Source organism: Bacillus sp. FSL W8-0848, from assembly GCF_038007805.1.
Classification (GTDB): Bacteria; Bacillota; Bacilli; order Bacillales; family Bacillaceae; genus Bacillus; species Bacillus glycinifermentans.
Window position 1 is genome coordinate 3,447,472 of the sequence record NZ_JBBOYB010000001.1, and the last position, 12,721, is coordinate 3,460,192.

Annotated in this window: 11 protein-coding genes and 1 pseudogene; 5 read left to right on the forward strand and 7 right to left on the reverse strand. The window is 47.9% G+C overall.

The window, feature by feature from the left end:
- Window positions 1–162: 162 nt before the first annotated feature.
- From kdgT to NSQ39_RS18255, 4 genes are all read right to left on the reverse strand, one after another.
- Window positions 163–1,146, reverse strand: coding sequence for a 2-keto-3-deoxygluconate transporter (gene kdgT / locus NSQ39_RS18240; RefSeq protein WP_046130112.1), 984 nt, complete (start codon window positions 1,144–1,146; stop codon window positions 163–165).
- 75 nt (window positions 1,147–1,221) lie between these two features.
- Window positions 1,222–1,833, reverse strand: coding sequence for a bifunctional 4-hydroxy-2-oxoglutarate aldolase/2-dehydro-3-deoxy-phosphogluconate aldolase (locus tag NSQ39_RS18245; RefSeq protein ID WP_175075803.1), 612 nt, complete (start codon window positions 1,831–1,833; stop codon window positions 1,222–1,224).
- Window positions 1,834–1,838: 5 nt separating this feature from the next.
- Complete coding sequence (locus NSQ39_RS18250) at window positions 1,839–2,801, reverse strand: sugar kinase (protein WP_175075804.1); 963 nt, start codon at window positions 2,799–2,801, stop codon at window positions 1,839–1,841.
- 89 nt (window positions 2,802–2,890) lie between these two features.
- Window positions 2,891–3,913, reverse strand: coding sequence for a LacI family DNA-binding transcriptional regulator (locus NSQ39_RS18255; protein WP_046130115.1), 1,023 nt, complete (start codon window positions 3,911–3,913; stop codon window positions 2,891–2,893).
- Window positions 3,914–4,165: 252 nt separating this feature from the next.
- Between NSQ39_RS18255 and kduI the strand changes: the two genes are divergently transcribed.
- A complete protein-coding gene (kduI, locus tag NSQ39_RS18260) occupies window positions 4,166–4,993 on the forward strand; it encodes a 5-dehydro-4-deoxy-D-glucuronate isomerase (protein WP_046130116.1) in 828 nt (275 codons plus the stop codon).
- Window positions 4,994–5,007: 14 nt separating this feature from the next.
- On the forward strand, window positions 5,008–5,772 hold the full coding sequence (gene kduD / locus NSQ39_RS18265; RefSeq protein WP_175075805.1) for a 2-dehydro-3-deoxy-D-gluconate 5-dehydrogenase KduD: 765 nt from the start codon (window positions 5,008–5,010) through the stop codon (window positions 5,770–5,772).
- 47 nt (window positions 5,773–5,819) lie between these two features.
- Here the strand turns inward: kduD and NSQ39_RS18270 are convergent.
- Window positions 5,820–6,951: pseudogene (locus tag NSQ39_RS18270) on the reverse strand (zinc-dependent alcohol dehydrogenase).
- Between the two features lie 150 nt (window positions 6,952–7,101).
- Between NSQ39_RS18270 and NSQ39_RS18275 the strand changes: the two are divergent.
- Window positions 7,102–7,248 carry a hypothetical protein gene (locus NSQ39_RS18275; protein WP_175075746.1) on the forward strand — a complete coding sequence of 49 codons (147 nt, stop codon included), beginning with the start codon at window positions 7,102–7,104 and terminating at the stop codon, window positions 7,246–7,248.
- A 24-nt stretch (window positions 7,249–7,272) separates the two neighbouring features.
- Here NSQ39_RS18275 and NSQ39_RS18280 read toward each other — a convergent pair whose 3' ends face one another.
- Entirely contained in the window at window positions 7,273–8,556 is a 1,284-nt protein-coding gene (locus tag NSQ39_RS18280; protein ID WP_175075806.1) for a sugar porter family MFS transporter, read from the reverse strand.
- Window positions 8,557–8,859: 303 nt separating this feature from the next.
- Here NSQ39_RS18280 and NSQ39_RS18285 point away from each other — a divergent pair, with 303 nt between their 5' ends.
- Both NSQ39_RS18285 and NSQ39_RS18290 read left to right on the forward strand, forming a co-directional pair.
- Window positions 8,860–9,816, forward strand: a complete 957-nt coding sequence (locus tag NSQ39_RS18285; RefSeq protein WP_175075807.1) for an LCP family protein — start codon at window positions 8,860–8,862, stop codon at window positions 9,814–9,816.
- Window positions 9,817–9,987: 171 nt separating this feature from the next.
- Window positions 9,988–10,848, forward strand: a complete 861-nt coding sequence (locus NSQ39_RS18290; protein WP_046130120.1) for a Cof-type HAD-IIB family hydrolase — start codon at window positions 9,988–9,990, stop codon at window positions 10,846–10,848.
- 261 nt (window positions 10,849–11,109) lie between these two features.
- Here the strand turns inward: NSQ39_RS18290 and NSQ39_RS18295 are convergent, their stop codons facing one another.
- Window positions 11,110–12,330, reverse strand: a complete 1,221-nt coding sequence (locus NSQ39_RS18295; RefSeq protein ID WP_175075834.1) for a C40 family peptidase — start codon at window positions 12,328–12,330, stop codon at window positions 11,110–11,112.
- Window positions 12,331–12,721: the final 391 nt, after the last annotated feature.

Here is a 12,721-nt window from a genome sequence, read left to right on the forward strand (position 1 = left end):
ATCAAACAGCATATATTGTGTTTCTTTTAAAGTAAAAATACTACATATTGATGTTAGCACAAATTTCATTCTTTAATTTTGGCAATTTCGTGACGTTCCCCGAAAAGTCCGGAAAAAAAGCGCTGCAGAACGGAATGTTCCGCGCGCTTTCAGCCGGACGATTTATTTATAGTCAATGGTGATCTGTTTTGGAGGTTTTCTTTGTTTAACCCGTTTTTCGATCCAAATCGTTGCAAGCGGCGTCAGAAGGGAGGTGACGATGACGCTTGTCGCGATGATCGCCGTAGCCGACTCAGCCACCGGGGCGAAGACCGGGTTTGCATCTGCTAAGGCATATGGAACGGCGACTGCCGCACCTGCCGTTGATGATGCCGCCACTCCGGCCACGCCGTCTCCCCTGGCGATGAAACGGTCAAGCAAATAAAGGGAGGCTCCGGACAGGATAACGACTGACACGCCGACAACAATGCCTAAGATACCGGATTTGATGAGCATTCTAAAGTCGAGCGTATTCCCCAGCGAAAATGCAAAAAACGGAATGATTGCCGGAACGACTTTGCTGAATAAATCTCGCAGCTCATGGTCAAGATTCCCGAGTATGCAGCCGATCAAAAACGGAATGACGGTGGCGGCGAGCGTCTCCCACGGAAATGCCGCGAGACCCGTGACCCCGAACGTGACCATCGTCATAAACGGTCCCGACTCCGTGCTGATAAAGGCAAAGGCCCCGGCGTCTTCCTTGCGGCCTAAATGGTTCATCAGCGCCAAATACAGCCCGCCGTTCGTTTCATTCATGACCGCTACAATTGCAAGTACGGACAAGCCCGCGAAAAATCCCGATTGAATCCCTTCGTCAGGAATGAACTGTGCGGCGATCAGTCCAAGCAAAGCGGCAAAGCCCACCTTGCCAATCAAGAGGGTCAACCCTTTTCTGGCGATATAGCCGGAAGAACGAAAATCGATGGTTGCCCCCACGCAAAAAATAAATACTCCTAGAATCGGCAGCGTTCCTGTAATCAAGGCACCTGTAAATCCTCCGAAAAAATCTGCCGTGCCCGGAGCAAACGTATTCAGCGCCGCCCCCAAAAACAGCGGAATAATCATCATGCCCCCCGGCACGCGTTCAATCGTTGCTTTAATTTTCATCATTTTTTCTCCCATCTCAGTTAATGACAAAACAAAGCTATTGATCTTGAATCATGATGACGCTGCGGCATATCGTTATTTTTGTTTGGTCCTTTTAAAAATGCGCTGAAGGTCTTCTTCTGACGCTTTATCAAGCTGACTTCCGACCCCTACGGCCAGCGCTCCGGCGTCAAGCCATTTTTCGACATCTCCGGGATGAATGCCGCCGGTCGGAATAAAACGAATATCCGGGAATGGACCGGCGAGATTTTTCATATAGGAGACGCCGGATGTGCCGCCGGGAAACAGCTTTAAAATGCGAAACCCCTTTGACACCGCTTCCATAATTTCGCTCGGCGTGATAACTCCAGGGATAAAGAACGTATGCAATGAGGCAATATCATCGGCCAGCTCTCCTGAAAACCCGGGGCTGACGATAAACTTTGCCCCTGCATCTGCAGCTTCCCGCGCCTGATCCGCGTTGATGACCGTGCCCGCTCCCACAAGAAGACCGTCGATTTTGGCGAACTTTTCGATCAAATTGGACGCTCCCGGAGTCGTGTATGTGACTTCAATCGCAGTGATGCCTTTGTCAATGAGGCGACGTATGGCAGCTTCGGCAGCCTCAGCATCCTTGGCGCGAATCACCGCAATCAGACCGGCATTTGCAAGCTGTTCCTGCGTTTTTTCGATCATGGACATTTCCATCAAAGTCAACCTCCTATTTTTTGATTTTCCATAGCCGCCAAAAACTCGTTCAACCGTTTTCTTGACGGGAGGCCATCCATATCCCCCGGGGCCATGACCGCAAGCGCTCCAATGGCATTCGCTCTCTGTACCGCTTCCTCGATTGGGAGCCGGTCCAAAAGACCGCTGATGATGCCGACAGCAAAGCCGTCTCCCGCACCAACGGTGTCTACCACTCGATCAACTTCAAATCCCGGTACATAGCCGCTTTTTTCCTCCGTCCGGTAATAGGCCCCTTCTTTTCCGAGCTTGACGACTGTAAGCCCGACTCCCTGATTCAAATAGAATTCCGCGATTTCTTCAGGGGTGCTTAGACCGGTAAGAAGCTTCCCCTCGCTGATCCCCGGAAGGAACCAATCGGCCATGGCGGCGATCTCATTGATCGTATGAATCATCGTCTCCTGATCAGGCCAAAGCTGGAAGCGGAGATTCGGATCAAATGAAATGGTTTTCCCCTCTTGCTTCATGTGTTTGACGGCATGGCATGTGAATTCCCTCATATCTTTTGACAATGCCGGGGGTATGCCTGTGATGTGCATATGCTTCGCCTGTTTAAAATAGTCCCCGGGATAGTCGAACACGCTCATCGTGCTTGCGGCAGATCCTTTTCGGTAATACGTCACATCAGGATCACCGCTTACAACTTTAGACTTGAGCAGTATCCCCGTCTGCCTTCCCGCCGTGCGTTTGACTTCCGAAATGTCGACCCGCTCTTTTGTCAGTTCGTTTAAAATGAAGGTTCCGAGCGAATCATCGCCGACCTTGCTCATCCAGCCCACCCGGAAGCCTAAACGGGCGAGTCCGACGGCGACATTTGTCTCGGCTCCAGCGAGCGCCTTTGAAAATGATGAAGCTTCATGGAGTTCCCCCGCTTCATTTGCATAAAACATCGTCATCGATTCGCCGAACGTGATAATATCAATTGTCATCTTTCCCCTCCTCCTTCAAATGGTACCGGTTTCAAACCCGGGCAAAAAAACACTCTCCCCTGAATCCCAGGAGGCATGAGTGCTTTTGGCTACAGCGAATGCCTCAGAACCAATTCCGCCTCGAGCTGGATCGTTTGCGGAGCGCTTTCGTCTCCTTCAAGGCGTTTGACGATCCTCTCCATTGCGACCTTTCCCATTTCGTGCGACGGCTGGGCAATGGTCGTGATCCCGGGTCCGATTAATCTGTACCATTCGGTGTCGTCAAATCCGGCAATGCCGACATCTTCGGGTATCGCTGCACCGATTTCATAAAGACAGCTGATGATTTTCAGCATTAGAAGGCCGTTGTTTCCGAGAATCGCTTTTTTGCCTTGATCACAGCCTGACGCCAAAAAACTTTTGACAGACTTCAATAGAACCTCTTTGTCTTTTACATCAACTTCATATATTTGAGGGGTGCGCCCTGCATTTCTCTCAAGGGCAATTTCGGTGTAGGCGGAAGCCCTTTCTACCCTCGGACTGATTCCCGTAATCGGTTCTGTAAACAGGCCGACACGGCTGTAGCCTTTGTCATACATGAGATTGACGATTTGACTGGTGACTTCTCGGTTATTGGTCGTAACCGCATCAAGCTTAAGCCCGGGTACTTTCCGGTCGACTAGCACGATGGAAACATCCTGGCTGATCAGATCCATAAGGACATCGTTGTTTTGGCCGGTTGTGTTGATAATCAGTCCTTCAATGTAATGGGCGTTCAGCTTGTGCAGCATTTCCCTTTCCTTCTCAGGGCTGTTATCCGTGTTGCAGACCATGATGCTGTACCCGTGCTGGTCGCAGACCTCTTCCACTCCCCTCAAGGTTGCAACGGAAAACGGGTTTGTAATATCGGCTACCAAAAAACCGATAAGCTTGCTCTTTTTCACCTTCAGGCCTTGCGCCATCTGGCTTGGTCGGTAATTCAGCTCCTCGATCGCTTTTTTGATGCTTTTGACTTTTTCCGGCGATATCGCATCGATTTTGCCGTTGATGTACCGGGAAACCGTTGATTTCGATACGCCCGCATGTGCTGCTACTTCGTTGATCGTTGCTTTTGATGTTTGTTTATCCTTCATTCAAGTACTCCTATGCGCCTAAATTTGAAACCGATTTCAAAAACTTCATACAATCAGCATACCATATTCTCAAAAATTTGGAATATCTTTTTTTAGATTTCAAGATTTATCGTGATCATTTTTAGAAAAAAGCGAAAACTTTGTTGACGATTTCCATTATTTACTTTACAATTTGTGTTTGAAACCGTTACCAAAAACTTTTCTGCTTCATTCAAGTCAAACCGAAAACGTCCAATCCAAGGAGGAGAACGTATGGAAAATCGTTATTCTGTTCATCCTGAACAGGCAAAACGCTTCACGACCGCAGAACTTCGCGAGCATTTTTTAATAGAGTCATTGTTTGTGGAAAATCAAGTGAATATGTTTTATTCGCATGAAGACAGGGTGGTAATCGGCGGGGCCGTTCCGGTCAAGGAGCCGCTTAAACTCGATGCAGGCGACTTTTTGAAAACGGATTATTTCCTCGAACGGCGCGAGATCGGGATCGTGAACGTCGGACAGGCGGGCGCCGTAAAGGTTAACGGTGAAAAGCACGTTTTGGGGCATAAAGATTTTCTGTATATCGGACTCGGGAACAAAGACGTTTACTTCTCAAGCTTGAATGAAGGCGCTGCCAAATTTTATTTCGTTTCGGCAACGGCGCATCAGCATTACCCGGTGCAAAAAGCCGCGCTTTCCGAACTTCCGTATGATCACCTTGGGGATGAAGCGTCTTCGAATGTCCGCAACCTTTATAAAGTGATCCATGCAGACGGGATCAAAAGCTGCCAGCTCATGATGGGCATTACGTTCCTCGAACAAAACAATACGTGGAATACAATGCCGGCCCATGTTCATGACCGCCGGATGGAAGTATATCTTTACCTTGACCTCGACGAAGATGAGAGAGTGTTTCATTTCATGGGCGAACCGACGGAAACGCGCCACCTCGTCGTCGGCAATGAGCAGGCTGTTATTTCTCCCGCCTGGTCGATTCATTCTGGGTCCGGAACATCGAACTACTGCTTTATTTGGGCGATGGCCGGTGAAAATTATACATTTAAGGACATGGATGCTGTCCCGATGAATGTCATTCGGTAAAGGACGTGAATCAGATGGGTTATCTTGAATCATATTTTTCTCTTGAAGGGAAAACCGCTCTTGTCACGGGCCCGGGCACAGGAATCGGCCAAGGCATCGCCGAGGCGCTTGCCAAAGCAGGCGCTGATATTATCGGCACAGCCCACACGAGCAGCCTCGATGAAACAAAGCGGCTCGTTGAAGAAGCCGGCAGATCGTTTGTTTCCTATCAGCTTGACATGGGGAATGTCGATGAAGTCGAAGCCTTCGCAAAAGAAGTGTCCGCCCGTCATCAAATCGATATTCTCGTCAACAACGCTGGGACGATCCGCAGAGAAAAAGCGGCCGAGTTTTCCCGCGAAAACTGGGAGACGGTCATCAATGTCAATTTGAACAGCCTGTTTACGCTCACACAGGCGGTCGGCAGGCAAATGATCGGGCGGAAGCAGGGGAAAATCATCAATATCGCTTCCCTCCTTTCGTTTCAGGGAGGCATTCTCGTTCCCGCTTATACGGCGAGCAAGCATGCTGTCGCTGGATTAACGAAGTCATTCGCAAACGAATGGGCCGCGCATAACGTTCAGGTGAATGCGATTGCTCCCGGTTATATTGTGACAAATAATACAAAGCAAATCCGCGAAGACGAAAACCGGAATGCCGAAATTTTAAAACGGATCCCGGCGGAGCGCTGGGGACGGCCCGCTGATATCGCAGGCGCGGCGGTGTTCCTCTCATCGCCTGCCTCCGATTATGTAAACGGGCATGTTTTAGCCGTCGACGGCGGATGGCTTGCGAGATAAAAGTTGAAGGCTGCCCGGCGAACGCCGGCAGCCTTCAGTGCGTCAGCTTATGGTTTTAACACCACTTTGATGCAGTCATCCTCATGATCGTTGAACAAATGATAGGCGCGGCTCGCTTCCTCAAGCGGAAGCCTGTGCGTAATGATTTCTTTCGGGTCAAATTCCCCGGCTTCGATTCCGAAAAATGTCCGGCATTAAATGGATTACTGGCGCCTGCCCCATTTTCAGCGTCACATTTCTGGCGAAAAAGGCGCCGAGCGGGAACATGTTATAGTTGCTTCCATACACTCCGGTGATTTGCACCGTGCCGCATTTTCTGACCGCCTTCGTGGAAATCTGAATCGGTCCGAGCGTTCCGCCCTGAAGCTTTAATTTTTGCTCTATATACTCAAGCGGCGATTTTTTTCCGTCCATGCCGACACAGTCAATGACGACGTCTGCGCCGCCTTTTGTGATTTCCTTCAGGTGCTCTCCCATATCGGGATATTCCGTAAAATCAAACACCTCTACATTGTTCAAAGCTTTGGCCTGTTTTAAACGGTAGTCCAGGTAGTCGACGGCGATAACCCGCTTCGCGCCCTCCATCCAGGCGAATTTCTGCGCCATCAGGCCGACCGGTCCGCAGCCGAGGACGATGACGGTATCCCCTTTTTTAACGCCTGCGTGAAGCACGCTCCAATAGGCGGTCGGCAGGACATCGGATAAAAACAGGAGGGACTCATCCTCAAGCTCGCACGATTCGGGAATGACAAACGGCGTAAAATTGCCAAACGGCACCTTCAAATATTCGGCCTGTCCGCCGGGATGGTTGCCGAATTTCTCCGAATATCCTAAATATCCGCCCGAATCATAATGCGGGTTGGAATTGTCGCATTGGCTTTCGAGTTTATTTTCACAATAGTAGCAATGCCCGCAGGCAACCGTAAACGGTATGACGACCCTGTCGCCTTTTTTTACTTTGGTCACGTCAGGTCCCGTTTCTTCTACGATGCCCATCGGCTCGTGCCCGAGCTGAAACCCTCTCGGAAGCGGAAAATTCCCCTGATAAAGGTGCAGATCAGACCCGCAAATCGCAGTAGATGTAATCCTGACGACGATATCGTCCTTTTTCTCAATTTTGGCGTCCTCCACCCGGCTGACCTCAATATGCTGAGGCCCCTGAAAAGTTACTGCTTTCACTCGTCGAACACTCCCATTATATTGAAGTACCTATAGTTTTGGATAAAACGCCGATCTTATTCACTTAAACAAACGTTTGATTAAAAAACGAATGATCGGGAGCATCCATTCATACATAAAATAAACGGACGTTTTGCGGGAGGTGCAGCCATGCTGCCAGAAATATTGGTCGGCGGAATGTTTGTGTTCATCGTTTTCTTTTTGGTTTTCCGGGGGATCAAATCAGGGCATTTGCCCCGATTTGACGATTCGCAGGAAGAGGACGCCCCTGAAGAAAAAAACGACAAACCGCAGTAAAAAGGATGGCGGCATCCATCCTTTTTACTGCTCCGCTGCCCGGCTTTCGGCTTTCAAGCTGCTGCCGTGCTTTTCCTTTAAATCCTGTTCTATTTCTTCAAGGCTCTTTCCCTTTGTCTCCGTTACTTTGAAAAAGACGAACAGGAATGCAGCAATCCCGATTGCAGCATAGCAAAGGAACAAATAGCTGATGCCCATTACTTCAAGGAGCGGCGGGAAGCTTAGCGTCACGATGAGGTTTCCGGCGTGGAGCATGAACGTCGATACCCCCGTTCCGATTCCCCTGACGTGAAGCGGGAACAGTTCGGGGAGCATCACCCAGACAATGGGCCCCCAGCTGACAGCAAACACCACGATGAAGACGCCCAAGCAAATAACCGTCGTCCATGCCGCTCCGGTGGTATCGCCAAAATAGATGTTGGCTGCTGACAGCACGATCAGGCTGATGACCATCCCCGCATTTCCGAACAGCAAAAGCGGCTTTCTGCCGATCCGGTCGATCATGCGGATCGCCACAAGCGTCATCAGTACGTTAACCGTCCCGATGAATTGCTGAAGAAATGCGAGGCCGAGACCTGCAATCAAAGCCGGGCGAACCCATGGCTCAAAAAGTTCTTTCACCCCCCCTTTATCCTGCTCTTCCGCATTCTTGATCTCAGTTACCTCCTGCTCGACCCTCTTTTCGCCTCTCATCTTGTTCAGAACCGCTCTCGCTTTTTCCTCTTTCCCCTTTGCGAGCAGCCAGCGCGGGCTCTCAGGCATGAAAAAGATGCCGATCAGAAGAGCGATTGACGGTACAAGCCCCAAACCGAGCATCCAGCGCCATGCCCCAGCATCGCTAAACGCATAATTAATCAAATAAGAAATGAGAATCCCGATCGTAATCATCAACTGATTCAGCGAAGAAAGAGCGCCTCTTGACTCCTTCGGCGCCAGCTCTGAAAGATACAGGGGAACGATCGTTGTCGAACAGCCGACAGCAAGTCCGAGCACGATTCTAAAGGCCACCATATATTCCATCGTTGGCGCTAGCGCCGTACCCAGTCCGCCGATGCAAAACAGGACGGCCGCAGACATGATCGCCTTCCTTCTTCCGAAGCGGTCTGTCAGCTTTCCTGAAAAACCGGAACCGAACATCGCTCCGATTAAAATCGAGCTGACGACAAGCCCTTCTGAAAATGCGTTCAGTCCAAGTTCCTTTTTCATAAACAGGATCGCTCCGGAAATGACGCCAGTGTCATAACCGTAAAGAACCCCTCCCAATGCTCCGAAAAAATAGAGCCATCTATTCGGCCTATTTTTACTCATGAATGAACTCCTCCTCTTTTCAACAAGAGTGCTGATGTCTTTATGAATCTTTTACCTTATCTCTAATTCTTCAAACATCAAAAGTAAATTCCATTAAAAGGAATCTAATTAAATGAAACATTTTTATGTTTTTGACGTCCTATTATAGGTGTCAAAAATAAATAGAAGCAAAACGCCGAATCCCCGCGCCCGGAAACTTGATATATGGTAAAATCTAATACTGGGAAACAAGTATTTTTATAAAAATTTGAACTTATTCAACAATAATGGTACGTTTCAATAAATAGAAGAGGAGATTACAAAATGTCACGATCGCAACGAACGAAGAAAAGAAAACTGAGAAAATGGGTCAAATACTCATTGTTCTTGATCGCTTTAATTGTGACGGCTACAGTAGCTGCAGGCGGTTACGCCTACTATAAAGTCGCCAGCGCATCAAAAGAGGCGCATATCGACCTCGCTAGGGGAAGCCAATCCGTTAAACGGATTAAAGAATTCAATCCGGCCAAAGATAATTTTACAGTCCTCCTGATGGGAAATGACGCACGACCTGGCCAGGATATGAATAAAGAGCGAAGCGATGCCATGATTCTCGCTACTTTCAACCGAAAAGACAAGTCGGTAAAACTGCTGAGCATTCCACGGGATTCCTATGTGAATATCCCCGGGCACGGATTGGATAAAATTACGCACGCCCACTCGCTTGGCGGCCGGGATCTCAGTGTGGAAACCGTTGAGAATTTGCTTGATGTACCAGTGGATTATGTAGTGGATATCAATTTTACCGCCTTCGAAGAAATTATCGATGAGCTGGGCGGCGTTCCGGTTACGATTAAAAATGAATATATCGTCAAACAAATTACAAAAGATACAAAAGGCAAAGTCAATCTCACAACCGGTTCTCAGACTTTGAACGGCGAAGAAGCCCTGGCTTATGTCAGAACGAGAAAAGCGGATACCGACTTAATGCGCGGGCAGCGGCAGATGGAAGTGATAAAGGCGATCATCAGCAAATCCAAATCGATTACTTCCATTCCTGCATATGACGATATCCTTGACACACTTGGAAAAAATGTTTCGATGAACTTGTCACTAAATGACGCGATCGGATTGATTCCGTTTATTTCATCGCTCCAATCAGTTGATTCCCTTCAGTTGAAAGGAAGCGATTATCAGCCGGGGGATATCTATTATTTCAAGCTTGATCAAACAACCCTCGCCGAAATCAAACAGGAATTAAAGCAGCAATTAGGCTCATAATACGAAAAAGGATGATCTGGCATCATCCTTTTTCTGCTTTATATCCTCACGATTTACTATTGAAAAAAATGAAATTTAGGTTTAGCCTTTTTACATAACAGATTTTTAGAAAGTTGTTTTTTTGCCTCTGAAAAACAGAAATTCGCTCTTACAGGAGGTCATATTTACATAATGAGGTTAATTGCAATCGATTTAGACGGAACCCTTTTAAACGCCGAAAGCAAAATTTCCGCTGAAAACCGTGCCGCTATCAAAAAGGCGCTTGTCTCAGACTGCATCGTAGCGATCTGCACAGGAAGGGCAACGTTTGACGTGAAAGCGCTGCTCAACGGTTTGGACATTCCGATTATCGCAGCAAACGGGGGAACGGTTCACGATTTTAACTATAAACTGCTCAGCCGGACCTTGATGGATCGGGAAGCCGGGCAGAAAACCGCCAAATATTTGACAGAACAGGATATTTATTTTGAAGTATATACGGATGATGCCCTTTTATCGCCGTTTGACGGCAAACAAAAACTCGAAGCCGAGCTTGATATTGTCGCAAGCGCCAATCCGGATGAAGACAGGGACACGCTGTGGCAGGGAGCGCTGACACAGTTCAAACAATTCGGGATCAAGCCGGTTCCCGATATTCGCAAAGTATTTGAAAGCGATGAAAACATTTATAAGCTGCTTTGCTTTTCGTTTGATACGGAGAAACTCAAAAAAGCAAAAGCTGATTTGTCGGCAAATCCGAAGCTCGGACTCACTTCATCAGGAAAGCATATTATCGAAATTCTCCCCGCCGAATCAGGCAAAGGCCGGGCCCTCAGAGAATTTGCGAAACACTACGGTATTGAGAAACAGGATATTTATGCAATCGGCGACAGTCCGAACGATTTATCAATGTTTGAAGAGGCCGGCCACCGAATCGCGATGGGAAATGCGATCGATGAGTTAAAACATATGAGCACGTTTATTACGAAAAGCAATGACGAAAATGGCGTCGCTTATTTTATCAATAAGCTGCTGGAAAACGAATATCATTAAAAAACAGATTGATGACAACATCCTAAAAAGGTTTAAAGTTTTAGGATGTTGTCATCTTTTCCGTACGGCCCTAAACCTCTGCAGTCTAGGAAGACCGAGCATCGGACTTTCACAAGACGTAATGACGACGGTATTCGGATAGGGCGTCCTTGCACTTCGTGGTGACGGAAGCCGTTTCCTCGACGTTTCGGTGAGCACCGGCTTGTAAGGTCTGGCAGCGAATGCGAGGGTTTGTCACACCGCTTGATGCTTCAAGCGGTTTTATTGAATTCTGATGCTTCCAACGTATTTATCCTTCCAATACGAGCTCGTCTCCATATCGGCGGTCGTCACGCCAGAAGACAGGGTGACCAAGGCGACTTGGCCGTTTCCGATGTAAATCGAAGGAATAAGGGTCGTCGTTCCTTTGAAGAACACGATATCTCCTGCCTGAAGCTCTCTTTTTTTAATGCTTGCGCCTGCTTTGTACTGCTTATCGGCATAGCGCGGAAGGTCGATGCCTGCTGCCGTTTTATAAACATACTGGATAAACCCGGCTGTATCAAAACCGTGCTTAGGCGTTGTACCGCCTTTTTTGTAAGGGACTTCGCCAATATACTTGATCGCTTCAGATACGATCGGATTTTTCGGGAGCGACAGATTGTCAAATCGGCGAATACCCGTAAATTTCTTTTGCCAGTATGAAGCAGACAAGTAAGAGATCGTCACTTTATCCGAGCGGCTCGCATGGATGAACCTGCCGCCGCCGACATAAATACCGTTGTGTGATATGCCTGGCTTGTACGTGTTGCTGAAGAAGATGACATCTCCCGGCTGTATATCCTCCAATTTCACTTTTTTGCCGACTGCCCATTGCTGTTCAGCCGATCTCGGCAAATATACGCCGAGCGTCTCTCTAAACACATATTGGGTCAGGCCGGAACAATCAAATCCGATATCAGGGAACGCACTTCCAAACACATAAGGAACTCCAATGTAATCGAGGGCTTTTTGAACGACGGGATCATTGGATATTTTCGGCTCTTTCGTAATTCTTCTCGCCTGTTGATAGGCCGAACTCCAATAGGTGCTGCCTTCAAGTTTTGTAATGGAGATTCCGCCTGTTTTCGTGCTGTGAATGATTTGATCTTGTCCTAAATAAATGGCGACATGCGTCGGACCGTCTGCTTCAAGGGCAGCGTTTTTGAAAAAGACAAGGTCGCCTTTCTCAAGGTCTTTCCGATCCACCTTTGTCCCTAGCTTCGCCTGCTCCTTTACCGTTCTCGGAAGCGAGACATCAAGCGCTTTTTGAAACACGTACTGCACAAAGCCTGACGGATCAAAACCTTCCTTAGGCGAAGCGCCGCCATAAGCGTATTTTGTTCCTTCGAGTTTTTTTGCCGTTTCTGCAATATATTCGCCTTTCTCCTGAGCCTTGGCGACTTTGCCGCCATGCCAAAATGGAAGCATTAAAAACGCTGCCATCCCGATAAATAAGAGCATCCGTTTGTACGCAGTTATTTTCTCCAATTGATCTTTTCCTCCTCTTTTTCTCTATCATCGTCGGTTTTACTGGGATATTTAAGGGCTGGGCTGATTCAATATATCGTTTGAAGCGTGAGAAGAAATGGCAGGCAACGAATGATCTTGCATTTCAAAACATCTGAGGGATATGATGCAGCAGGTGATAGACATGAGGTGTTTGTTTCATCCCGATCGGCCGTTTTCAACAAATCCGGGTATCATTCGCAGTTTCTTCTTTGACCGGGCTTTTACCCCTTAAAAGAATACAATAAACGCCGGCTGTTACCAACACCAAAATCCTCCTGAATTTTTATAAAACTTTTTTCCCTGATTGATTATGAAATTTGTCGCTGGTTCAGAAAAAAAGACT